Origin of the sequence: Bradyrhizobium sp. NBAIM01 (assembly GCF_020194115.1) — a bacterium.
In the GTDB taxonomy this organism is placed as follows: domain Bacteria; phylum Pseudomonadota; class Alphaproteobacteria; order Rhizobiales; family Xanthobacteraceae; genus Bradyrhizobium; species Bradyrhizobium yuanmingense.
Map to the genome: position 1 here is coordinate 869,195 of NZ_JADYVU010000002.1, position 21,378 is coordinate 890,572.

At 65.2% G+C, this 21,378-nt stretch carries 19 protein-coding genes; 4 read left to right on the forward strand and 15 right to left on the reverse strand.

The window, feature by feature from the left end; all coding sequences use genetic code 11:
- Positions 1 to 156 precede the first annotated feature (156 nt).
- The gene (locus tag I6F31_RS10495) at positions 157 to 1,329 is read right to left on the reverse strand and encodes an ABC transporter substrate-binding protein (protein ID WP_036042804.1); all 1,173 of its coding nucleotides are present in this window, start codon (positions 1,327 to 1,329) and stop codon (positions 157 to 159) included.
- Between the two features lie 322 nt (positions 1,330 to 1,651).
- Between I6F31_RS10495 and I6F31_RS10500 the strand changes: the two genes are divergently transcribed.
- Positions 1,652 to 2,914 (forward strand): NAD(P)/FAD-dependent oxidoreductase, encoded by a 1,263-nt coding sequence (locus I6F31_RS10500; protein WP_036001827.1) that lies wholly within the window; start codon positions 1,652 to 1,654, stop codon positions 2,912 to 2,914.
- 220 nt (positions 2,915 to 3,134) lie between these two features.
- On the opposite strand, the gene I6F31_RS10505 is transcribed toward I6F31_RS10500, so the two are convergent.
- From I6F31_RS10505 to I6F31_RS10515, 3 genes are read right to left on the reverse strand one after another with little or no spacing between them, the layout of a single operon-like run.
- On the reverse strand, positions 3,135 to 4,346 hold the full coding sequence (locus I6F31_RS10505) for an ABC transporter substrate-binding protein (protein WP_036001888.1): 1,212 nt from the start codon (positions 4,344 to 4,346) through the stop codon (positions 3,135 to 3,137).
- A 45-nt stretch (positions 4,347 to 4,391) separates the two neighbouring features.
- The gene (locus tag I6F31_RS10510; protein ID WP_036001831.1) at positions 4,392 to 4,715 is read right to left on the reverse strand and encodes a 2Fe-2S iron-sulfur cluster-binding protein; all 324 of its coding nucleotides are present in this window, start codon (positions 4,713 to 4,715) and stop codon (positions 4,392 to 4,394) included.
- Positions 4,716 to 4,726: 11 nt separating this feature from the next.
- Entirely contained in the window at positions 4,727 to 5,935 is a 1,209-nt protein-coding gene (locus I6F31_RS10515; RefSeq protein WP_225153274.1) for a cytochrome P450, read from the reverse strand.
- A gap of 83 nt (positions 5,936 to 6,018) precedes the next feature.
- Between I6F31_RS10515 and I6F31_RS10520 the strand changes: the two genes are divergently transcribed.
- The gene (locus I6F31_RS10520; RefSeq protein WP_036001836.1) at positions 6,019 to 6,525 is read left to right on the forward strand and encodes a MarR family transcriptional regulator; all 507 of its coding nucleotides are present in this window, start codon (positions 6,019 to 6,021) and stop codon (positions 6,523 to 6,525) included.
- Between the two features lie 345 nt (positions 6,526 to 6,870).
- Here the strand turns inward: I6F31_RS10520 and I6F31_RS10525 are convergent, their stop codons facing one another.
- Positions 6,871 to 8,718: a feruloyl-CoA synthase gene (locus I6F31_RS10525; protein ID WP_036001840.1), complete on the reverse strand. Its 1,848-nt coding sequence runs from the start codon at positions 8,716 to 8,718 to the stop codon at positions 6,871 to 6,873.
- A gap of 150 nt (positions 8,719 to 8,868) precedes the next feature.
- Here I6F31_RS10525 and I6F31_RS10530 point away from each other — a divergent pair, with 150 nt between their 5' ends.
- Both I6F31_RS10530 and atzF read left to right on the forward strand, forming a co-directional pair.
- Positions 8,869 to 9,375 carry a MarR family winged helix-turn-helix transcriptional regulator gene (locus I6F31_RS10530; protein WP_036001842.1) on the forward strand — a complete coding sequence of 169 codons (507 nt, stop codon included), beginning with the start codon at positions 8,869 to 8,871 and terminating at the stop codon, positions 9,373 to 9,375.
- A 185-nt stretch (positions 9,376 to 9,560) separates the two neighbouring features.
- A complete protein-coding gene (gene atzF / locus I6F31_RS10535) occupies positions 9,561 to 11,369 on the forward strand; it encodes an allophanate hydrolase (protein ID WP_036001846.1) in 1,809 nt (602 codons plus the stop codon).
- Positions 11,370 to 11,384: 15 nt separating this feature from the next.
- Here atzF and I6F31_RS10540 read toward each other — a convergent pair whose 3' ends face one another.
- From I6F31_RS10540 to I6F31_RS10585, 10 genes are all read right to left on the reverse strand, one after another.
- Entirely contained in the window at positions 11,385 to 11,600 is a 216-nt protein-coding gene (locus I6F31_RS10540) for a hypothetical protein (RefSeq protein WP_029673845.1), read from the reverse strand.
- 100 nt (positions 11,601 to 11,700) lie between these two features.
- On the reverse strand, positions 11,701 to 12,423 hold the full coding sequence (locus I6F31_RS10545) for a GntR family transcriptional regulator (protein ID WP_025033634.1): 723 nt from the start codon (positions 12,421 to 12,423) through the stop codon (positions 11,701 to 11,703).
- On the reverse strand, positions 12,420 to 12,815 hold the full coding sequence (hpxZ, locus tag I6F31_RS10550) for an oxalurate catabolism protein HpxZ (protein ID WP_036001854.1): 396 nt from the start codon (positions 12,813 to 12,815) through the stop codon (positions 12,420 to 12,422). Before hpxZ ends, I6F31_RS10545 begins: the two co-directional genes overlap by 4 nt.
- A gap of 1 nt (position 12,816) precedes the next feature.
- Positions 12,817 to 14,211 (reverse strand): AtzE family amidohydrolase, encoded by a 1,395-nt coding sequence (locus I6F31_RS10555; protein WP_225185356.1) that lies wholly within the window; start codon positions 14,209 to 14,211, stop codon positions 12,817 to 12,819.
- 4 nt (positions 14,212 to 14,215) lie between these two features.
- Positions 14,216 to 14,395: a DUF4089 domain-containing protein gene (locus I6F31_RS10560; protein WP_036001861.1), complete on the reverse strand. Its 180-nt coding sequence runs from the start codon at positions 14,393 to 14,395 to the stop codon at positions 14,216 to 14,218.
- A 26-nt stretch (positions 14,396 to 14,421) separates the two neighbouring features.
- Positions 14,422 to 16,251, reverse strand: coding sequence for an ABC transporter ATP-binding protein (locus I6F31_RS10565; protein ID WP_225185357.1), 1,830 nt, complete (start codon positions 16,249 to 16,251; stop codon positions 14,422 to 14,424).
- 94 nt (positions 16,252 to 16,345) lie between these two features.
- Positions 16,346 to 17,245: an ABC transporter permease gene (locus I6F31_RS10570; RefSeq protein WP_036020304.1), complete on the reverse strand. Its 900-nt coding sequence runs from the start codon at positions 17,243 to 17,245 to the stop codon at positions 16,346 to 16,348.
- Positions 17,246 to 17,248: 3 nt separating this feature from the next.
- Entirely contained in the window at positions 17,249 to 18,262 is a 1,014-nt protein-coding gene (locus tag I6F31_RS10575) for an ABC transporter permease (RefSeq protein WP_036020302.1), read from the reverse strand.
- Positions 18,263 to 18,373: 111 nt separating this feature from the next.
- Complete coding sequence (locus I6F31_RS10580) at positions 18,374 to 19,993, reverse strand: ABC transporter substrate-binding protein (protein ID WP_036001875.1); 1,620 nt, start codon at positions 19,991 to 19,993, stop codon at positions 18,374 to 18,376.
- A gap of 353 nt (positions 19,994 to 20,346) precedes the next feature.
- Positions 20,347 to 21,303 (reverse strand): aminoglycoside 3'-phosphotransferase/choline kinase family protein, encoded by a 957-nt coding sequence (locus tag I6F31_RS10585; RefSeq protein ID WP_225185372.1) that lies wholly within the window; start codon positions 21,301 to 21,303, stop codon positions 20,347 to 20,349.
- Positions 21,304 to 21,378: the final 75 nt, after the last annotated feature.

A 21,378-nucleotide genomic window follows, 5' to 3' on the forward strand; every position in this document is an offset into this window, starting at 1 on the left:
ACTCTCTCCACACCGTCATTGCGAGGAGCTCTTGCGACGAAGCAATCCAGAATCTCTCCGCGGAAAGATTCTGGATTGCTTCGCTGCGCTCGCAATGACGGAGGAGATAGCTAGGAGACCCTCTCCCCGCTTGCGAGGAGAGGGAGGGGCAAAGCCTCACTTCATCTTGCACTTCTCGTGGAAGCGATCCTGATCGTTCTCGACGATGGTGGCGACGGTCTTCAAGGCGAGTTGGCCTTCGGAATCCTTGACCACGTCCTGCAGATAGAAGTTCTGGATCGGGATGTGGTTGTTGCCGAACTTGAACGCGCCGCGCACCGACTTGAAGTTGGCCTTCTCCATCTCGGCCTTCATCTCGTCCTTCTTGGAGGTGTCGCCCTTCACGGCGACGACGGCGCTGTTGATCAGGTTCGCGGCGTCATAGGACTGCGCGCCGTAGAAGGTCGGGCGCAGGCCGGTGTACTTCTTACGGTAGTCGGCGACGAAGCGCTTGTTCTGCTCGTTGGGGAGGTCGTTGACCCATTGCTGCGCACCGGGCACCCCGAGCGCATTCTCCTTCTGGAGCGGCAGCGAGAGCTCGTCGATGGTGAAGGCGGTGTAGAGCGGCATCGTGCTCTTCAGCCCGGCCTGTGCATATTGGTTCAGGAATTGCACGCCAGCAGCACCCGGGTAGAACACGAAGATCGACTCGGCGCCGGAGGCACGCGCCTTGGAGAGCTCGGCGGAGAAGTCGAGCTGGCTCGGCCACACCGTATATTCCTCACCCACGACCTGACCCTTGAAGGTGCTCTTGACGCCGGCCAGCATGTCCTTGCCGGCGGCATAGTTCGGGCCGATCAGGAACACCGACTTGACACCCTTCTGGTTCATATAGGTGCCGACCGCCTGCGGGGTCTGGTCGTTCTGCCAGGAGGTCGAGAACACGTAAGGCGAGCACAGCTCGCCCGCGAGCTGCGACGGCCCGGCATTGGCCGAGATCAGGAAGGTCTTCGAATCGACCGCGGTCTTGAGCGAGGCGAGCAGCACGTTCGACCAGATATAGCCGACGATGAAGTCGACCTTGTCCGACTGCACCAGCTTCTCGGTCTTCTGCTTGCCGACGTCGGGCTTCTGCCCGTCGTCCTCGTAGATCACCTCCACCGGCTTGCCGCCCATCTTGCGGCCGAGATGATCGAGCGCGAGCTCGAAGGAATTGCGCATGTCGTTGCCGATCACGGCGGTCGGGCCGCTGAAGGTCGAGACGAAGCCGATCTTGATGGTGTCTCCGGCGAATGCCTGATTTGCCAGCACCAGCGCCGCTGCGCCCGCCAGCCAGAATGCCGTCCTCATAACACTCCCTCCTTAATTATCGGTCCTGTAAGCAGGATGATCGCCGCTCCAGGCCTGTCTCTATTGAACGCAAAATATGTCGCGCCGCCAATGGCTCAGCGCCCGCCCTGCACCATATTTCGCCCCGATCTGAGATGGCAAGAATTATAATTCTACTCACTTCGGCCGAGGCCGGCCCAGGGCCGGTCCGGGAGGCCGCGGCGCTTTTTCGAGCCGGATCGATACAGCGGGCCTATGCGACGATTGATGACCTCTATTGGACCGCGGCGCCCAATCCGCACTTAAATGAAGGCGAGCAGCAGCGAGATTCGAGGGTTAAATCATGGCCGCAAATCCCCATCGCGTCGTCATCGTCGGCGCCGGCTTCGGCGGGCTGGAGGCGACTTACCGGCTTGCGGGCGCTCCCGTCGAGATCACGCTGATCGACCGCCGCAATCATCATCTGTTCCAGCCCCTGCTTTACCAGGTCGCGACCGCCTCGCTCGCAACCAGCGAGATCGCCTGGCCGATCCGTCATCTCATGCGCGACCGGCGCGAGGTGACGACGCTGTTCGCCACCGTGAGCGGCGTCGATGCCGAACGACGCTGCGTGCTGATCGACGACGGCAGCGAGGTGCCCTACGACACGCTGGTGCTGGCCACGGGCGCGCGGCACGCCTATTTCGGCCACGATGAATGGGAGCAGTTCGCGCCCGGCCTGAAGACGCTGGAGGATGCGACCACCTTGCGCCGGCACATCCTGGTGGCGTTCGAGCGCGCCGAGCGCGAGATCGATCCAAAGCGGCGCGCGGCACGGCTGACCTTCGTGATCGTCGGCGCCGGCCCGACCGGCGTCGAGCTCGCCGGCACCATCGCCGAGATGGCGCATCACACCCTGCCCGCCGATTTCCGCAACATCGACACGCACAAGGCCCGCGTCGTGCTGATCGAGGCCGGCCAGCGCGTGCTCGCCGGCTTTCCCGACGAGCTATCAGCCTATGCGCAGGCCTCGCTGGAAAAGATCGGCGTCGAGGTCGTGCTCGGGCAGGCCGTCACCGAGATCAATCGCGAGGGCGTCGTGTTCGGCGGCAAGCTGCTCGAGGCCAAGACACGGATCTGGGCCGCCGGCGTGCGCGCCTCGCCTGCTGCCGAATGGCTCGGCGCAGCGCACGATCGCGCCGGGCGCGTGCTGGTCGAGGCCGACCTCACCATATCAGGCCATCCCGAGATCTTCGCGATCGGGGATACCGTCAGCATCAACGCCTGGGACGGCAAGCCGGTGCCCGGCATCGCGCCGGCCGCCAAGCAGCAGGGCCGTCACGTCGCGGAGACCATCAAAGCGCGCCTGCGCGGCGCTGCAGCGGGTCCGTTCCGCTATAAGCATTCCGGCAACCTCGCGCAGATCGGCAAGCGGCTCGCAATCATCGATTTCGGCAAGATCAAGCTGCGCGGCACCATCGCGTGGTGGATCTGGGGCATCGCCCACATCTACTTCCTGATCGGCCTGCGCCACCGCCTCAGCGTCGCGCTGAGCTGGCTGTGGATCTACGCGCGAGACCAGCGCGCAGCGCGGTTGATCACGCAGGGGTCGAGCAAGGTGGTGTAGTCTTACTTCCTTCTCCCCTTGTGGGAGAAGGTGGCATAGGCGGCCTTCGGCCGCCGTTCTTAAGAACGCCGAAGCAGAGCTTCGGCTACGGCGCCGGATGAGGGGTTCTCTCAACTCTCGCGATTGTTCGTGAGGAGAGAGACCCCTCACCCGGCTTCGCTTCGCGAAGCCACCCTCTCCCACAAGGGGAGAGGGTGCAATTGCGCCGCGCTCGCGGCCGCTACTTCACCAGCTCGCACCCGCCTTCCGCGAGCGGGCGGAACGCCTGGTCTGCCGGAATCGTCGCGACCAGCTTGTAATAGTCGTACGGATATTTCGACTCCTCCGGCTTCTTCACCTCGAACAGGTACATCGGATGCACGACGCGACCGTCCTGACGGATCGCGGTGTCGCCGAACAGCTTGTCCTTGCCCTTGAACTTCTTCATCTCGGGCACGACCTGCTTGGCATTGTCGCTGCCGGTGGCGGCGACGGCGTTGAGATAAGCGAGCGTGGAAGCATAGACTCCGGCCTGATTGCCGCTCGGCATCTTGCCGTTCATGCCGGGCCGTGCAGCAAAACGCTTGGCGAACGCGCGGGTATCATCGTTCATGTCCCAGTAGAAGGCTTCCATGAGCTGGAGGCCCTGCGCGACCTTGATGCCCATGCCGTGAACGTCGTTGATGAAGAGCAGGAAGGCGACGAGCTTCTGCCCACTCTGCTGGATGCCGAATTCGGCGGCCTGTTTCACCGCATTGATGGTGTCGCCGCCTGCATTGGCGAGCCCGATGACCTGCGCCTTCGAGCTTTGCGCCTGCAGCAGGAAGGACGCGAAATCGGAGGTGCCTAGCGGATGCTTGGACGAGCCGATCACCTTGCCGCCGTGCCCCTCGATGTATTTCTGCGCCTCCGCCTCGATGCCCTTGCCGAGCGCGTAATCGACCGTGAGGAAATACCAATCCTTGCCGCCGCGCGACACCATGGCGGCTGCGGTGGTGTTGCCGGTCGCCCAGGCGTCGTTGACCCATTGGATCGTGTTGGGCGAGCAGGCCTTGCCGGTGAGGTCCGAGCTTGCGGTCGAGGACGCCAGGAAGGTCATGCGGCTGTCGCGCAGAAGCGCGTTGATGGAAAGACCGACGGCCGAGTTCGGCACGTCGACGATCGCGTCGACGCCTTCGACGTCGAGCCATTTGCGCGCGATGGCGTTGCCGACATCGGCTTTGTTCTGGTGATCGGCATAGACGATCTCGACCTTGATGCCCTTGCCGCCGCCGTTGAAATCCTCCGCCGCCATCCGCGCGGCCTCGACCGAGCCCATGCCATTGGTGTCCTGGAAGATGCCGGAGATGTCGTTGAGCACGCCGATGCGCACGACGTTGTCCGATATTTCGGCGTTGGCCGCGCCGGTCACCAAGCTCGCAGCCAGCGCGAGCGTCCACTTCAGATGTTTCATCATTCCCTCCCTGTTTGATTTTTGAAGATCCGACGGCTTGGCAGATCAGACCTGCCGCTCTGGCAACTTCAGGACGAGCCCATCGAGATCGGGCGTGATCGTGATCTGGCAGGACAGCCGGCTCGTCGGTCGCCGCTCAGCGGCGGTGCCGTCGAGCAGCGCATCCTCGTCGTCGGCCATCGCAGGCAGGCGCGCGAGCCAGCTCTCGTCGACATAGACATGGCAGGTCGCGCACATCGCGTTGCCGCCGCATTCGGCCAGAATGCCGTCGAGGCCGTGACGGGTCGCGGCCTGCATGACGCTCTCGCCGCCTGCGGTCTCGACGCGATCGGACTTGCCGTCGGGATGGATGAAGGTAATGGCAGGCATCAAGCTCCTCGTCAGGCCGGGGTGATCGTCACAGGCAGGCTGTCGAGCCCGCGCAGCGTGTTGTTGAAACGGCGCTTCGGCTCGCCCGTGATCTCGAGCTTTGCGATGCGCCGGGCCAGCGCGGTCAGCATCACTTCGCCTTCCAAGCGGGCGACGAGCTGGCCGACGCACATGTGGATGCCGGAGCCGAAGCCGACATGGCCGGAGGTGCGGCGGGTGATGTCGTACCTGTCAGGGGCATCCCAGCGCCGCGGATCGCGGTTGGCGGCGGCAAGGAACATCAGCACCTTCTCGCCCTCGCCGATTCGCACACCGGAGATCTCGACCTCACGGGTGGTGGTGCGGAAGAAGGTCTGCACGGGGCTCTCGAAACGCACGGCCTCCTCGAAAGCACCGCGTGCGAGCGTGAGGTCGTCGCGCAGCCGCTGCCATTGATCATGAAAGCGCGCGAGGCAATACACCGCAGCGCCGATGCCGTTGACTGTCGTGTCGAGTCCGGCCGACAGCAGCGAGCGCACCAGCAGCGGCGCTTCGGCGGCCGTGATGGCGCCCTCGTCGACCTGTGCATGGATGCAGGCGCCGAAGCCGCCGGGCGCCAGATTCTCGCGCTGGCACTGCTCGGCGACGTATGCCTGATGCGGCGCCGAGCGTTCGATCGCCTCCTGGCGCAACCGGTTGGGTGGACCGAAGGCGTTGAACACGACGCTGGCATAAGGAATCAGATGCTCACGCCCCTCCGGTTTCAGGCCCAGCGCATCCGGAAAGATCGAGAGCGGGTAGGCCTCGGCGAGATCCGCGATCGCATCGAAGCTGCGCATCTGCAGCAGGGCATCGACACGCGCCTCGGCCGCCTCGGCAAAGCGGTCACGGACCTGCTTCATCACGGTCGGCGACAACACTTTTGACAGGACGGCGCGGGTGCGGGTGTGCGCCGGCGGATCGGCCTCGAGGATCAGGCTCGGCGGTCGCCACGGCGCCTCCTTCTCGAAGTCGGAAAGGCCGACGCCGCGGCTGGAGCAGAAGGTTGCGGGATCGTTCAGCACAGCGTGGACCTCGGCATAGCGCGCCACGCCATAGACGTTCCACTTGTCGAGATAGACCACGGGGCCGGCTTCCCGCAGCAGCTCATGCGCCGGATAGGGGTCGGCAAAAAAGCTCATGTCGAAGGGGTCGACGTCGAGATGCGGGACACCCGATCCCGCGCAGCCGGATGCGGTCATGGAAGACCTCCCTCATTTTGATCTTGTGAAAGGACGACGCATGCCCTTAGGTCTTTGGGCCCGCCGCGAGTCAGAAACCCGATATGCCGCCGTCCTCGACCAAAGCCCGCCACAAGCCCGCGCCCCATGATGCAGGGCCGACGCTCGATCTCGACCGTTACGTCCCGGCGTTCATCACCTTCATCGCCAACAAGCTCTCGAACAGCGCGACCGCGTTCTATCAGCGCGAGTTCGGTGTCAACGTCACCGAATGGCGGATCATGTCGCTGTTGGCGATCGAACCCGGCATCCCGGCCTCGCGCATCTGCCACGTCATCGGCTTCGACAAGGGGCCGGTGAGCCGGACGCTTGCCGGCCTCGAAAAGCGCGGGCTGGTGTCGATCCGCACCGACCCGAACGACGGCCGCACCCACTCGATCTCGTTGACGGCAAGGGGCCGCGCCACCCATGACAAGGTGATCGTCGCTGCGTTCGAACGCGAGCGACGGCTGTTGTCCTGCCTCAGCAAGGACGAACGCGAGGTGCTGATCGATCTCTTGCGCCGGCTGCACGAAAATCTCGGCGCAGTCACCGGCAGCGTCGACACCTGACGGGTCGCGCGCGGCGCGCAAGCTCCCGTCACTCCCGATCATGCGCCGGCATTTGCCGACGGCACCCCTTCTGCCGCGCATTGCTTCCTCCAGAAAAGAACGCGGCGGTTCGCCCGCCGTCATCTCTGTCTGGAACGGTTCGCACAGATTAGTTGCTTAGGCAACAAAAGAATCGGCAGGATATTGCGACAGGGTTGTTGGCGTATCCCACTCGTCATTCCGGGGCGCGCGTAGCGCGAACCCGGAATCCATCGTGCACCACCCCTACGGTGAAATGGATTCCGGGCTCGCGCCAAGAGGCGCGCCCCGGAATGACAGCGGAGTGTGGCGTCGCTAACTCGGCCTTTACAATCCGATCCACTCACCCGACGCATCATCGTTCAGCCGCGCTACCGCATCGGCGCGGCGCGTCAGCACGGCGCGCTGGTTGATGTAGCCCTTGTCGGTGATCTCGCCGCCGTCGACCGACGGTGGCTCGGCGAGCAGCAGCGCGCGGGTGGCGTGTCCGGACGAGTTGGCGCTCTGCTGTTTCAGCTTCGCCAGACCCTGCGCGATGGCGCTGCGGACCTTGTCGTGTGCCAGCACGTCGCTGGCCGCCGCCGTTTCGGGCAGACCGGCATGGGCGCGGCAGGCCACGATGTTCGGAAACACGAGGAAACGCACCTCGTCACCGCCGTGGCCGGCGACGACGATGTCCTGAGCCAGCGGCGCCAGCGCGGCGATGCCGGCAACGCGCAAGCCGCCGACGCTGACCCATGTGCCGGAATTGAGCTTGAAGTCTTCGGCAACGCGGCCGTCGAAGAACAGGCCGCGCTCGGGGCGCGCGCTATCGGCAAGCTTCACCGCATCTCCGATCAAGTAAAAGCCCTCCTCGTCGAACGCTTGCCTGGTCAGCTCGGGTGCCTTCCAATAGCCGGGCGTGACGTTGGGGCCGCGCACCCGCACCTCCAGCTTGTCGCCGGAGGTGACGAGCTTCAGCTCGGTGCCGGGAATGGGCACGCCGATGTTGCCGGAGCGCTCGGCGAGAAAATGACAGTCGGTGGCGAGCGGTGAGGTTTCCGTCGAGCCCCAGGCCGAGACCATCGGCAGCTTGCGGCCGACCGTCTCGAGCGAGAGCTCTTCGAGAGCATCCCACAGATTCTGCGGCAATGCCGCGCCGGCATAGAACGCGAATTTCACCTCGTCGAAGAAGCGGCGGCGCAATTCCTCGTCGCTGCGCAGCGCGGCGATCAGCATGTCGAAGCCGCGCGGCACGTTGAAATAGACCGTCGGCATCACGCTTCTGAGGTTGGCGAGCGAGGTCGCGAACAGGCCGGGCGCGGGCTTGCCGCCGTCGATGTAGAGCGCGCCGCCGTTGCGCAGCACGAGGTTGAAATTGTGGTTGGCGCCGAAGGTGTGGCTCCAGGGCAGCCAATCGAGAATGACGAGATCGCGGCTCCGTTCGAGGAAGGTCCAGGTCTGCGCCTTGGCCTGCTGGCTCGACGTCAGCATGCGCTGGGTGTTGATGACGGCTTTCGGCGTGCCCGTCGAGCCCGAGGTGAACAGGAATTTCGCGATCGTATCAGGCGTGAGTGCCGCAAAGGCTCTTGCGACGTCGGCCGTCTCGGGGGTGGCCGCAACGGCGCGGAACGCGAGCACCTCAGTGTCATCGGCATTGCCGCTGATGATCTGCGCGTTGTGCAGCGGCTCGATGGCAGCCAGCGCCGGTGCGAACGGCTGAAGCGCAGAGACGTAGATCGCGCCAGGATCGAGCAGCGCGATCATGCTCTTGAGCTTGTCGAAATCCTTGGACATCAGCGAATAGGCCGGCGAGATCGCCGCCGAGGGGACGCCGACATGCTGGGCGGCGAGCGCGAGCAGCGCATGATCGATGCTGTTGTCCGAGAGGATCGCGACGGGGCGGTCCGCGCTGAGCCCTTGTGCCAGGACCCAGGACGCGGCGGCGCGCACCTTGCGAAGCGCCTGCGCATAGGTGACGGTGGTCCAGGGCATTTCGACATTGCCGCGCTCGGCGAGGAAGATCGCATCCGGCCTTTGCTGCGCCCATTGCTCCAGCCAATCGCCGGTGCAGCGCGCAGTCTCGCCGAGAGGCTCGGGCGAGCGCAGAACGATGCTGCCGTCGGGCCGATGCTCCGCGACGGTCCTTGGGACTGCGAACAGGCCTGCAACGTCACCATGTGAGGCGGCTGTCATGTGTTTCCTCCTCCATCCCGGTTTACAGGATCGGCGCAGCCTCGTTCCGGGCCGCTTTGGTCATAATGTTGGCGTGGCAATTGTTGTCGTCAACAACAATCTTTCGCTCTTAGCCCAAGGGCGCTAGGGTTGCGCGACAGGAGACACGACGTGACAGCCACAGCATCCCGGGCCCACGGCCGCCACGCCCCACGCAAGCGCGCCGGCAACGGCGCGGCACCAGGCGATGGCGCCGACGGCGTCGGCCTCGACGCGCTGGTCGGCCACGCCGGCTATGCAGTGCGGCGCTTCCAGATCTGGATCTTTCAGGACTTCATCAAGACGCTCGGCGAGGTCGACATCAGGCCGACGCAATATTCGGTGCTGACCGTGATCGGCGCCAATCCGGGCCTGTCGCAGATGGCGGTGGCAAAACGCCTCGGCATCGAGCGCGCCCGGCTGGTGCACCTGCTCGACGGCCTCGAACAGCGCAAGCTGGTGAAGCGGATCAAGTCGAAGCAGGACCGGCGCTCGCATGCGCTGCACCTCACTGCGCAGGGCGAGACGGCGCTGACGAAATTCAAGCGGCTCGCGGCCGAGCACGAGCGGCACGTCGAGGCGAAGATCGGCAAGGAGAACCGGGCACAGCTGCTCCGGATCCTCTCCGGCTTCACCTGAGCCCGACTGCCTATGATTTGGGCAGATAGGTCCCTGAGGCGACCGGCCGGGCGCCGGCCGAAATGTCCCCCAAGCCACTGATCGCACGATAAGATCCGGCACGATCATCCTGCCCGGATTCTGTACACAATGGCACATCGCTTGCTTCGCTCCGGGCGAAGTCGAATTGCCGGAGTTTTGCCGCCATGGGGGCCGAGCAGCCTGAAACGATCGCCGCGATTGTGGCCGCGCACCGCGCGGGCCGGTCTTCGCCGGCAGAGACCGTCGCGCGGACCTATCAGCGCATCCGCGACTACGACGATCCCGCCGTGTTCATCAGCCTGCGCGACGAGAAGGACGCGATCGCGGAAGCGGAGAAGCTCGCGGCCCGCGCGGATGCTGCCAGCCTGCCGCTTTACGGCGTGCCGGTCGCAGTGAAGGACAATATCGACGCGCTGGGCTTCCCGACCACCGCCGCCTGCCCGGCTTTCTCCTACAGGCCCACGCACGACTCGACCGCCGTCGAGCGCCTGCGCGCAGCGGGGGCGATCATCATCGGCAAGACTAATCTCGACCAGTTCGCGACCGGCCTCGTCGGCGTCCGCTCGCCTTACGGCATTCCCCGGAATTCGATCCGCGAGGATCTGATTCCCGGCGGCTCGAGCTCGGGCTCGGCCACCGCGGTCGGCGCCGGGCTCGTGCCGTTGTCGCTCGGCACGGATACCGCCGGCTCGGGCCGCGTACCGGCGATGCTCAATAACATCGTCGGGCTGAAGCCGAGCCTCGGCATGATCTCGACCGCAGGCCTGGTGCCGGCCTGCCGCACGCTCGACTGCATCTCGGTGTTCGCACTGACGGTGGACGATGCCGCGCTCGCGCTGTCGGTGATGGCCGGCCCCGACCAGGCCGATCCATTCTCGCGCGACCGGCCGTTCGGCGCGATCACGCCGATGCCGGCAAACCTGCGCTTGGGTGTGCCGCGCAACGGCCAGCTGATCTTCTTCGGCGACAAGAAAGCGGAAGCCGCCTACAACGATGCGCTGAAGCGATGGACCGCGCTCGGGGCAAAGCTGGTCGAGTTCGACCTCGAGCCGTTCTACGAGACGGCGCGGCTGCTCTATGAGGGCCCCTGGGTCGCCGAGCGTTACCTCGTGATCAAGAACCTGCTGGCGTCCGCGCCTGACACGATCCACCCCGTCACGCGGGAGATCACCGCGGCCGGCGCGCGGCTGACCGCGGCGGAAACCTTCTCGGCGCTCTATCGCCTGCAGGGCCTGCGCAAGATCGCCGAGCGCACGTTCGCCAACATCGACGCGCTGGTGCTGCCGACGGCGCCGACGGCCTATACGACCGCGCAGGTGCTGGCCAATCCGATCGAGCTCAACAGCCGGCTCGGCACCTACACCAATTTCGTCAACCTGCTCGACCTCTGCGGTCTCGCTGTGCCGGCTGCGATGCGCAGCGACGGAATTCCGTTCGGCATCACGCTGCTGGCGCCTGCAGGGCGCGACGCGCTGCTGGCCAGCATCGGCCGCGTGTTCCATGCCGATACCAAACTGACGGTCGGCGCGAAGGGTGTGGCACAGGCCCCGCTCGCGCCACTGCCCGCAAGCAACGGCGATGCAATCCCGATTGCGGTGGTCGGCGCACATCTGTCCGGCATGGCGCTGAACGGCGAGCTGACGGCGCTGAACGCACACATGATCGAGGCCACCAGGACGGCCGCCGATTACAAGCTCTATGCACTCCAGACCACGCCGCCGAAGCCGGGCATGCTGCGCGTCGAGGCCGGCCAAGGCGCTGCGATCGAGCTGGAGATCTGGTCGCTGTCGTCCTCCGCCTTCGGCAAGTTCGTCAACGCGATCCCCGCGCCGATGGCGATCGGCACGATCAGGCTCGCCGACGGCCGCAGCGTGAAGGGATTTTTGGTCGAGCCGGAAGTGCTGGGCGAAGCTCGCGACATCACCGCCTATGGCGGCTGGCGCAAGTTTATGGCTGAAGCTACGACGGCGTAGACAGCGACCGCGGCCTCACGCCGACTTGCGCCAGGCGGCTTCGTTCTTCTTCTCGTAATCGTCGAACGCCTTGACGAGGCCGGACAGCACCTCTGCGGACGTTTCGAACATCGCGGTGAGCTGGGGCTCGTCGACCTTGCGGATGTCTTCGCGCAGATGCGTCACCGTCTCCTGTAGACGCTGCTTCATCTTCTGGGTGTGATGGCGCGGATCTTTCTCGGAGGAGGCCATGGTGTTTTCTCCTTATCGGATCGATGGGAGGAAACGATCGGTGCAAAGCCGGGTTCCTGAGAACCGACGCCTCTCCTTCACCTCGTGGTGAACACGCAACTCACACCGACACCGCGTAGATCTCATACTCCCCGCGCACCAGCTCGATGTGCGCGCGCATGGCGGCGGCGGCACCCTGCTTGTCGCCGCGCATGATGGCGACGACGACGCGGTCGTGCTCGGCCTGCGACTTGGCGAGGCGGCCGAGGTTGCGGAACTGGGCGCGGCGGAACGGCTGCACGCGGACGCGGGTCGCGAGCGTGATCTCGGCGATGTAACCGTTCTGCGAGCCGGCATAGATCGCATTGTGGAAGCGCTCGTTGACCTCGTGGAAACGCTCGGGATTGCCGGTGTAGCTCAGCACCCGCAGCTCCTCGTGGACGGCCTCCAGGCCGTGACGCTCGGCCGCCGACATGCGTTCGGCGGCAAGACCCGCGCACAAGGCCTCGAGCTCCGCCATCGCCTCGAACATGCCTTTCAGCCGCTCGACGGATGGCCGCGCCACCACGGCGCCGCGATGCGGCCGCGCCTCGACGAGGCCGCTCGCCACCAATTGGCGCAGTGCCTCGCGTACCGGCGTGCGCGAGACGTTGAAGCGCCGCGCGATGTCGGTCTCGTCCAGCGGCGAGCCCGGCGCCAGCGTTCCCCGCACGATCTCGTCGGCAAGCTGCAGCCGCAGCTCCTCGGCGCGCGTGACCTTCAGCAGCGACGGCGATGCACGGTCGACGCGCGGCACCACCGGCTCGGCCGGCAATGCGCCCTGCGGAAGATCATCAAGCGTCATACGGTCTCTTTCGGCCCCTCGATGATGCTGACATGAGCGGCAACGACGCGCCAGCCCTCCGGGAAACGTATCCACGTCTGCATCTGCCGGCCGACCTTGCCGGGAGCCGTATCGCGATAGAACAAGGTGGACGCCACGGCCGTGTCGCGGCCATAGCTGGTGATCACGGTTTTGGCGGTGCGGCGGTTCAGCCCGACCGGCGAACGGCCGGCGCGGAAACCGGAGATTGCCTCGTAGCCATAGAGGTTCTCGCCGATGCCGTAGCGCAAGGTGCGCGGATCGTTGCGGAAGAGCTCGCCGAGCACAGCGACGTCGTTGCTGACGAGGGCTTGCTCATAGCGCTCGAACGCGGCTTTGACTTCCGCGATCACCTCGGGGAGATCGATCTGCATCTTAGAACCCTCTCGGCGCGGGCGCAGCGACGACGCCCACCTTCTCCAATGCGTGCGCGACGCGCAGCGCGATGTCCTCGCGCCAGGGCGCACAAATGATCTGCACGCCGATCGGCAGCGGCTCGAGCGGCACGGGGACCGCGACCACCGGCAGGCCGATGAAGGAGATCGGCTGGGTGTGGATTCCGATATTGGCGCGCACCGGCAGCTCGACGCCGTCGAGATTGAAATTGACCTGGCCGAGCTTCGGCGCGGTGCAGGGCGTCGCCGGCGCCAGCAGCACGTCGACCGACCGAAAGATCTCGGCAAGCTGCGCGCGATACCAGCGGCGGAATTTCTGGGCGCGGTCGACCAGCGGGGCCGGCACCATGGCGCCCGCGATCAGCCGGTCGCGCACCGCCGGGTCGAAATCGCCAGGGCGCTTGCGCAGGCGATCGAGATGGAGCGAAGCGCCTTCGGTGGTGGTGATGACGTAAGCCGCCGCACGGGCGCGCGATGCTTCGGGAACATCCACCACTTGCGTCGCGCCCAGCGCCTGGGCGACGCGGCTGACGGCTTCGACCGCTTCCGGAAACACGTTCTTCTGGAAGTGGCCGCCGGCGATCGCAACGCGCAGGCCGGAGATGGACTCATCGAGCCGCGGCGTGACGGGCTCCAACCCGCGCGTGGTGCAGGCGCCGTCGTCGGCATCCGGACCCTGCATCGCGTCATAGGCGAGCGCGAGATCGGCGACGGAGCGCGCGAACGGGCCGAGATGATCGAGGCTCGCCACGAACGGGAAGGAGCGCGCACGTGACAGCCGGCCATAGGTCGGCTTCAGGCCGAAGATGCCGCAGAAGGACGACGGCACGCGGATCGAGCCGTTGGTGTCGGAGCCGAGCGCGATCGGCACCAGCGCGCCGCCGACGGCGCTGCCCGAGCCGCCGGAGGAGCCGCCGCTCATCCGCGTGGTGTCGTGCGGATTGCGCGAGGGACCGTCGTGGATGTTCTCGCCCGTGAAATCGTAGGCGTATTCGCCCATGTTGAGCGCACCGACGAGAACGGCGCCGGCCGCCTCCATCCGTTCGATCAAGGTCGCATCGCGCCTGGCGGGCGCGAGGTCCCGGTTGATCTTCGAGCCGGCGCGCGTCGGCAGGCCCGCGACATCGAACAGGTTCTTGACCGCGAAGGGTACGCCGGCGAGCGGACCGATTGTCCTGCCCGCAGCGATGTCGGCATCGATCGCGCGCGCTTTCGCACGGGCGCGTTCGGCGGTGACGTCGGTGAAGGAATTGAGGATGCCGTCATGCTGCGCGATGCGCGCGAGCGCGGCTTCGGTGGCATCGAGCGCGGACATCTTGCGCCCCGCAACCGCACTTGCGATCTCGGAGGCCGTCATCTCTGGCTTGGCGGACATGGCGTCAGGCCGTGAAGATCGGCGCCGGCTCGGTTTCGTCCGGCAGCGCGAATTCGTCGACCAGACGGCCAAGCCGCAGCGAGACCTCGAGGTTGGCGCGAACGGCAGGCCGCCAGGCCTCCTCGATCGGCAGCGCCAGCGCCTTCGACACGGCGTCGATATAATCGTCCAGGGGTTCGGCCATCACGCTCTCAAGCAATCAGTGCAGTCTTAGTGTGTCGGCAACGGCGGATGCGGGATCGCCGTCAGCAGCTCCTTGGTGTAGTCGTCCTTGGGATCGCCGAGAACCTGCTCGGAAGAGCCCTCCTCGACGATCCGTCCGGTCCGCATCACAATGACACGATCGCACAACAAGCGCACCACGTTCAAATCATGCGAGACGAACAGATAGCTCATACCTAGCCGCGCCTTGAGGTCCTGCAGCAGGTTGAGGACGACAGCCTGCACGGAGACGTCCAGCGCCGCGGTCGGCTCGTCCAGGATGACGAGCTTGGGATGCAGCGCGATCGCCCGGGCGATACCGACGCGGGCCTTCTGGCCGCCGGACAATTGGTGCGGGAAGCGGTCGAGCAGATTGTGCGGCAGGCCGACCATGGTGGCGAGTTCCTCGCAGCGGGCGCGGAGCGCGTCGCGGCCCTTGATATCGCCAAGCTGCATGATCGGGTCGGCGATCGCGCGCGCGGCGGTGAAGCGCGGGTTGAGGCTGTCGGTCGGGTCCTGGAACACCATCTGGATGCGGCTGCGCTGCGGCAGCCGGGCGAAGGCGGCAGGCTGAATGCCGCCGATGTCCTCGCCGTCGAACTGGATCAGGCCGGAGGTCTGGTCGAGCAGGCGCATCACCATCATCGACGTGGTCGATTTGCCGCAGCCGGATTCGCCGACCAGACCGACGCTTTCGCCATGACCGATCGCAAAGGAGATGCCGTCGACGGCGCGGAACACGTCCGGCTCGACCGGCGGCTTGCGGCCGAACAGCTTGCCGAGCACGGCGGTCGCGCCCTGGCGGGGATATTCCTTGACGAGCTTTTCAACGCGGAGGAGGAGCGTCTTCTCCCTCTCACCGCTTGCACCGCTCTGCTCCCTCTCCCCGTCCTTCACGGGGAGAGGGTTGGGGTGAGGGGCTGCCTCTGCGAACTCGACTCGTGGAGAGTCCCCCTCACCCGCCGCACTTCGTGCGTCGGCCTCTCCCCGCACGCGGGGAGAGGCAAGAGTCTCCTCTTCCGGCAGCAGATCGCGCAAGCTCACCCCGAGCCGCGGCGTCGCGCGCATCAGCTTCTTGGTGTAGGGGTGCTGAGGGTTGGCAAAAATGTCGGCAGCCGTGGCGGTCTCGACGACGCGGCCCTTCTCCATGACGACGACGCGGTCGCAATAGGCGGCAGCGAGGCCAAGATCGTGCGTGATCAGGATGGTCGACATCGCGCGGCGTTTCGTCAGCTCGACGATCAGGTCCATCACCGCCTTCTGCGTGGTGACATCCAATCCGGTCGTCGGCTCGTCGGCGATGAGCAGCTGCGGATTGCAGGCCAGCGCGAGCGCGATGACGACGCGCTGGCACATGCCGCCCGACAGCTCGAACGGATAGGCGTGATAGCGCTCGCGCGGGCGGGCGATCTTGACCTGCTCCAGCGCCTCGATCGCCTTCTCGCCGTGATCGGCGACCTGGGCCTGCTGCACATGGGTGCGCAGCACGTCCTCGATCTGGTCGCCGACTTTGCGGATCGGGTTGAGCGCGGCGCGCGGGTTCTGGAAAATCATCGAGACTTCGCGGCCGCGCAAATCGCGCATCTGGTCTTCGGTCGCCGCCTTGACGTCGATGCCGGAAAACATCACCGAGCCCTCGGCGATCGTGCCGGCGCGGTCGAGGATGCGCATCACCGCGTAGGAGGTCACCGACTTGCCGGAGCCGGACTCGCCGACAATGGCGAGCGTCTCGCCCTTGGCGACGGAGATGTTGACGTGCTGCACCGCCTTGACGATGCCGCGGCGGGTGGTGAATTCGACCGTGAGGTCCTTTACCTCGAGCAGGGGCTGGGCGGTCATTAACGGCTCCCGTCACTCAACCACTCGAAAACAACCCTATGCACAGTAGAACGGCGACTGAAATCATTGGAGAATTTCTGACGTACGCCTGCCATCACGTCCTCCGCTGGGGGTCGACGATGTCGCGCAGGCCGTCGCCGAGGAGATTGAAGCAGAACACCGCGATCATCAGCGCAAGGCCGGGGAAGAGCGCGATCCACCATTCGCCCGACACCATGAAGCCCGCGCCTTCAGCGACCATGATGCCCCATTCGGCGGTCGGCGGACGGACGCCGAGGCCGATGAAGGACAGGCCCGCGGCGTTGAGGATGGCGTAGCCCATGGTCAGCGACATCTGCACGATCATGATCGGCATGATGTTCGGCAGGATGTGCACCAGGAGGATGCGGAACTCGCCGTTGCCTGACAGACGCGCGGCCTGCACGAAGCCGGCATTGCGGCGGACATTGGCTTCCGCGCGCGCGACGCGGGCATAGAGCGGGAAGTTCACGATCGCGGTGGCCAGGATGATGTTCTGCACGGTGTTGCCGAGCGCGGCGACGATGCCCATCGCGAGCACGAACAGCGGGAAGGCCATGATGGTATCGGCGATGCGGCCGACGATGCGGTCGGTCCAGCCGCCGAAATAGCCGGCCGCGATGCCGGCAAGGCCGCCCATCAGGAACACCAGCGCGACCGAGGCGATCGCGATGAAGAAGTCGAGGCGCGTGGCGACGATGACACGGCTGAAGATGTCGCGGCCCAGCTGGTCGGTGCCGAACCAGTGCGCCGCCGACGGCGGTTTCAACGCAGCGGCCGTATCCGAGGCGAGCGGATCGTACGGCACCACGTAAGGGCCGAACAGCGCGGCGAACACGATGATCAGGAGCAACGCAAAGGCAAAGCCCGTGACCTTGTTCTCGCCGAGGACATAGCGGGTCTGTTCAAGGATCGCGACGAGGCCTGACGTGCGGGCGGGGCCGACAGGTTCAACAGCAGGCGCTACGGAGCTCATAGTCTAGCCCTCCAACCGCACGCGCGGGTCGATCACGCCGTACAAAATGTCGATGATTAGATTGAGCAGCACGTACATCACGGCCATGGTCAGCACGAAACCCTGCACCGGCGCGAAGTCGGAGGAGATCAGCGCTTCCACCGCGTAGGAGCCGATGCCCGGCCATGCGAACACTTTCTCGACCAGCACGTTGGCCCCCAGCAGGAACGAGAACACCATGCTGAGCGTGGTGATGACCGGCAGCATCGCGTTGCGGAACGCGTAGGTGACGATCACGGTTGCCGGCGACAGGCCGCTGGCGCGCGCGGTGCGGACGAATTCGGACGCGAGCACCGCGAGCATTGAGGCGCGGGTCATGCGCGCGATCGGCGCCAGCGAGAAGATTGCGAGCGTCGTCGCGGGAAGGATGAGCTGGCTCAGCGCCGAGCGGAACGCCTCGAGATCGCGCGCGATCAAAGTGTCGATCAGATAGAAGCCTGTTACCGTCGGCGGCGCGCTGTAGAACACGTCGAGACGGCCGAGCGGCGCCGGCGACCAGCCCAGGCGAAAGTAGAAGACATAAACCAGCACGAGGCCGGTGAAGAACACCGGCAGCGACACGCCGGCCGTGGTCGTGACCCGGCAGAGATGATCGATCCATGATCCCGGCCGCGTTGCCGCGAGCACGCCGAGCGGAATGGCGATCGCAACGGACACGAACAGGCCGAGCAGCGTCAGCTCGGCCGAGGCCGGCAGGCGGTTACGGATCTCGGTGGCGACCGGCTGGCCCGTCGTCAGCGAGTTGCCGAAATCGCCATGCGCGAGATCGTTGGCATAGCGGAAGAACTGCTCGATCAGCGGCTTGTCGAGGCCGAGTTTCTTGCGGATCTGCTCGACGGCTTCCTTGGTCGCGGCGGGGCCGGCGAAGTAGGCGGCGGGATCGCCCGGCAGCGCGCGCGTCAGCAGGAAGGTGACGATGACGACGCCGATCAGCGAGGGAACCGCGAACATCAGGCGCTTGCCGATCATGGTCAGCATGGTGCTCGCTCCGCTCGCGCGAATGGCGAATAGCGAGTGGCGAATGGATATTCGCTCCTGTCGACCATCACGTCCCCCTACTCGCTATTCGCCACTCCCTATTCGCTTTCCTCACCCCTTCGCCATCGCGCGATAATCCAGCCGCCGGTGGAACCAGTACTGGTAGCCGCTGATGTTCTTCTGCATCGCGACGTTGACGAACGGCTGATACAGCGGGATCCGCGGGACGTCGGCGAAGGCGAGATCGACGAAGCCCTTCACGTCGGCATCGTAAGCGGCCTTGTCGCCGGTGGCGGCCGCGGTGCGCGCACCGTCGATGAATTTGTCCATCGCCGCCGACTTGTAGCTCATGGTGTTGAAGACGGAATTGTTGCCGTGATAGCACCAGTAGAAGAAGTACTCGGGGTAATCGAGCCAGCCCGAGAAGACGTTGGTGAAGAGCGGCATCTCCTTCTTGTTGAGCTCGGTGCGCCAGTTGGCGCCGGGCACCTTGTTGATGGTGGTCTTGATGCCGAGCTGGGCGAGGCTCTCCTGCACGAGGATGCAGAGCGGCTCGTTGACGCCGGCGAAGTTGAGATCGAACGAGATCGTGGTCTCGAAGCCGTTGGCGTAACCGGCTTCAGCCAGCAGCGCCTTCGCCTTCTCCATGTCGGTGTTGTACTTGTGCGGCTGCGGCCAGGCGACTTCGGTGGCCTTGTCCTTTGCGCCGAACATGGGATTGCCGAGACCGAACAGCACGGCGTCCATGATCTTCTGGTACGGCAACGCATAGGCGATGGCCTGCCGCACTTTCGGATTGTCGAACGGCGGCTTGGTGACGTTCATGCCGATATACTGGATGCCGTTGGAGAACGGCAGCGACACCACGTTGAGCTTGCCGTTCGCCTTCATCTCCTGGAAATCCTTGAACGGCAGCTCATAGGAGATGTCGGCATCGCCGCGCTCGAGCAGCGCACGGCGGTTGCCGGCCTGCGGCACCATGCGCCAAATCACGCGCTTGATCTTGGGAAGCGGACCGCCGACCCAATCCTCATTGCGCTCCATGATCACTTCGGTGCCGGCGGTCCACTTCGTCACCTTGTAGGCGCCGGAGCCGGCGGTCTGCTGTTTTGTAAACTCGAGGCCCCAGGGATCCTTCTCGCTGGCATTCTTCTTCACCAGCTCGGAATTGACGATGCAGGGCACGATCACGGCGAGATCGGGGATCGTCAGCTTGTCCTTCTTCAGGAAGTCGACGCGCACAGTGTGATCGTCGACCACGACGAACTGCTCGGCCTTGGTGAGCGACCCCGCGCTCATCTGGAAGGTCGGGAAGCCGCCGACGCTGACGGCGCGGTCGAGCGACCATTTCACGTCTTTCGCGGTAACAGGCGCGCCGTCGTGGAATTTGGCGTTCTTCTTCAGCTTGAAGGTGACCGACATGTCGTCGATCTTCATGTCGTCGGCGAGTTCGCCCTTGAACTTGTCGCGGTCGTAATAGGGCACGCCGCCGGGACCGCTCTTCATCTCGTGGCTGATCAGGCGGTCGTAGCAATTCCAGGAGACTTCATAGCCAGGCACGTTGGTGCCGATGCCATGGATGTCGAGATTGTTGGGGCCGCCTTCCGAGACGATCAGCAGCGTCTCCGAGCGGGCATCGGCCTTGGCCGAGGAGATCACGGACGGCATGGCCGGAAGCGCCGCGCCAGCGGCCAACCCGGAAACGGATTTAAGGAAATCGCGGCGCTTCATGAAATCGCTCCAACACAAAGTTTTTGGCTGGAACTGGATTCGCAAGGTTTGTGCCAAGGCTTAACGGAAGACTAAAGTCCATCTAAGCTACTGATGTTACAGATTATTCCCGTTCTCACCACTCTGCACCGCAACGCGTAATTGCATACAAAGACACACAATTGCGTAAAAATTAGGCTGGTCGGCTTGAGGGATCATTATGAAGGCAGCCGCCGGCGCTCGCCCCGGCCCCCAGAGTCATTCCGGGGCGATGCGCAGCATCGAACTCGGAATCCGTCGGGCGGCAGGACGCGCGGCACAATGGATTCCGGGCTCGCCGCTGCGCGGCGCCCCGGAATGACGGAGCGGAGCGCTCAGCCCGGCCAGATCAGGTCCTGGAGCTCGACGAGATTGGCGGCCCGCTCCTGCCAGCCCTCGATGCAGATGTGGCTGTTGAGGTCGCTGGCGCGGTGCAGCAGCATCAGGGCCATCAGGCGGCGCTTGAGGGTGAAATCCAGCGTCGTATAGCCAAAACCTTCGAGCAGGCTCTTCACCCTTCCCGGATGGCCCGCCGCCATGAAGGCGCTGGGGCCGAGCAGATCGTAGTCGCGCCACCCTCTGAGCACGTCGCCGAAATCGAACAGACCTGCGAGCGACCATTGGCCGTCATCGCAGGCGAGCAGGAAGTTCTCGGGAATGTATTCGCCGATCAGGATCACGGGCGGCGCGTCCATCGGGATCAGCTTCGGGGCGTCACGTAGGAGATCGTCGAGGCCTTCGAGGAATTTTGGTGCGAGGCCGAGACGCGTGTGCCGCGCGCGGCAGCCCTGCATCTGGGCGCGCATGAACGCATCCCAGCGCGGCTCGATGGACGCGAGCTCCCCGAGCGGAACGCGCTGCACGGCGGCGATGGTCTCCCCGATCTGGAGCAGCAGGCGCTCCTTCTGCGGCTCCGGCAGTGATGGCCAGACCTCCGAACCCAGGCTGCCGGCGAGGCGCGTGATGACGAGATAGGGCCAGCCGTCGCGCATCCCCTCCGCGACGATCTCGGGGATCGGCAGGTGCAGACGGCCTTTGAGCTGCGTCAGCGCGACGCGCTCCGAGACGAACTGCGCTGCGAGCAGCGGCGGAAAGATCTTCAGGATCAGCGTCTCGCCGAGGCCGACCACGAGATTGGTGCCGGTCGCAAACACATGCGGCGAGCCGGCACCGAGGCCGTGGCTGCGCGCGATGTCGAGAGCGATTGGCAGCCATTGCGCGGAGGCGGAGCGGAAGGCGCGGAAGCTTGCGGCGTCGGTGAAGGGAGGCAGCTGTTGCGGCGTGATTGTCATCTGCACTCGCGTATCGAATGCAGGGGCAACTTTGGTTGACCCGGTGCAAGCCAAGGAAACGGTGCACCTCTCCCG

Excerpts from the sequence above, each read along its gene's own strand:
- I6F31_RS10495 (WP_036042804.1), bottom strand. The coding sequence starts at position 1,329 with ATGAGGACGGCATTCTGGCTGGCGGGCGCAGCGGCGCTGGTGCTGGCA.
- I6F31_RS10500 (WP_036001827.1), top strand. The coding sequence starts at position 1,652 with ATGGCCGCAAATCCCCATCGCGTCGTCATCGTCGGCGCCGGCTTCGGC.
- I6F31_RS10505 (WP_036001888.1), bottom strand. The coding sequence starts at position 4,346 with ATGAAACATCTGAAGTGGACGCTCGCGCTGGCTGCGAGCTTGGTGACC.
- I6F31_RS10510 (WP_036001831.1), bottom strand. The coding sequence starts at position 4,715 with ATGCCTGCCATTACCTTCATCCATCCCGACGGCAAGTCCGATCGCGTC.
- I6F31_RS10515 (WP_225153274.1), bottom strand. The coding sequence starts at position 5,935 with ATGACCGCATCCGGCTGCGCGGGATCGGGTGTCCCGCATCTCGACGTC.
- I6F31_RS10520 (WP_036001836.1), top strand. The coding sequence starts at position 6,019 with ATGCCGCCGTCCTCGACCAAAGCCCGCCACAAGCCCGCGCCCCATGAT.
- I6F31_RS10525 (WP_036001840.1), bottom strand. The coding sequence starts at position 8,718 with ATGACAGCCGCCTCACATGGTGACGTTGCAGGCCTGTTCGCAGTCCCA.
- atzF (WP_036001846.1), top strand. The coding sequence starts at position 9,561 with ATGGGGGCCGAGCAGCCTGAAACGATCGCCGCGATTGTGGCCGCGCAC.
- I6F31_RS10540 (WP_029673845.1), bottom strand. The coding sequence starts at position 11,600 with ATGGCCTCCTCCGAGAAAGATCCGCGCCATCACACCCAGAAGATGAAG.
- I6F31_RS10545 (WP_025033634.1), bottom strand. The coding sequence starts at position 12,423 with ATGACGCTTGATGATCTTCCGCAGGGCGCATTGCCGGCCGAGCCGGTG.
- hpxZ (WP_036001854.1), bottom strand. The coding sequence starts at position 12,815 with ATGCAGATCGATCTCCCCGAGGTGATCGCGGAAGTCAAAGCCGCGTTC.
- I6F31_RS10555 (WP_225185356.1), bottom strand. The coding sequence starts at position 14,211 with ATGTCCGCCAAGCCAGAGATGACGGCCTCCGAGATCGCAAGTGCGGTT.
- I6F31_RS10560 (WP_036001861.1), bottom strand. The coding sequence starts at position 14,395 with ATGGCCGAACCCCTGGACGATTATATCGACGCCGTGTCGAAGGCGCTG.
- I6F31_RS10565 (WP_225185357.1), bottom strand. The coding sequence starts at position 16,251 with ATGACCGCCCAGCCCCTGCTCGAGGTAAAGGACCTCACGGTCGAATTC.
- I6F31_RS10570 (WP_036020304.1), bottom strand. The coding sequence starts at position 17,245 with ATGAGCTCCGTAGCGCCTGCTGTTGAACCTGTCGGCCCCGCCCGCACG.
- I6F31_RS10575 (WP_036020302.1), bottom strand. The coding sequence starts at position 18,262 with ATGCTGACCATGATCGGCAAGCGCCTGATGTTCGCGGTTCCCTCGCTG.
- I6F31_RS10580 (WP_036001875.1), bottom strand. The coding sequence starts at position 19,993 with ATGAAGCGCCGCGATTTCCTTAAATCCGTTTCCGGGTTGGCCGCTGGC.
- I6F31_RS10585 (WP_225185372.1), bottom strand. The coding sequence starts at position 21,303 with ATGACAATCACGCCGCAACAGCTGCCTCCCTTCACCGACGCCGCAAGC.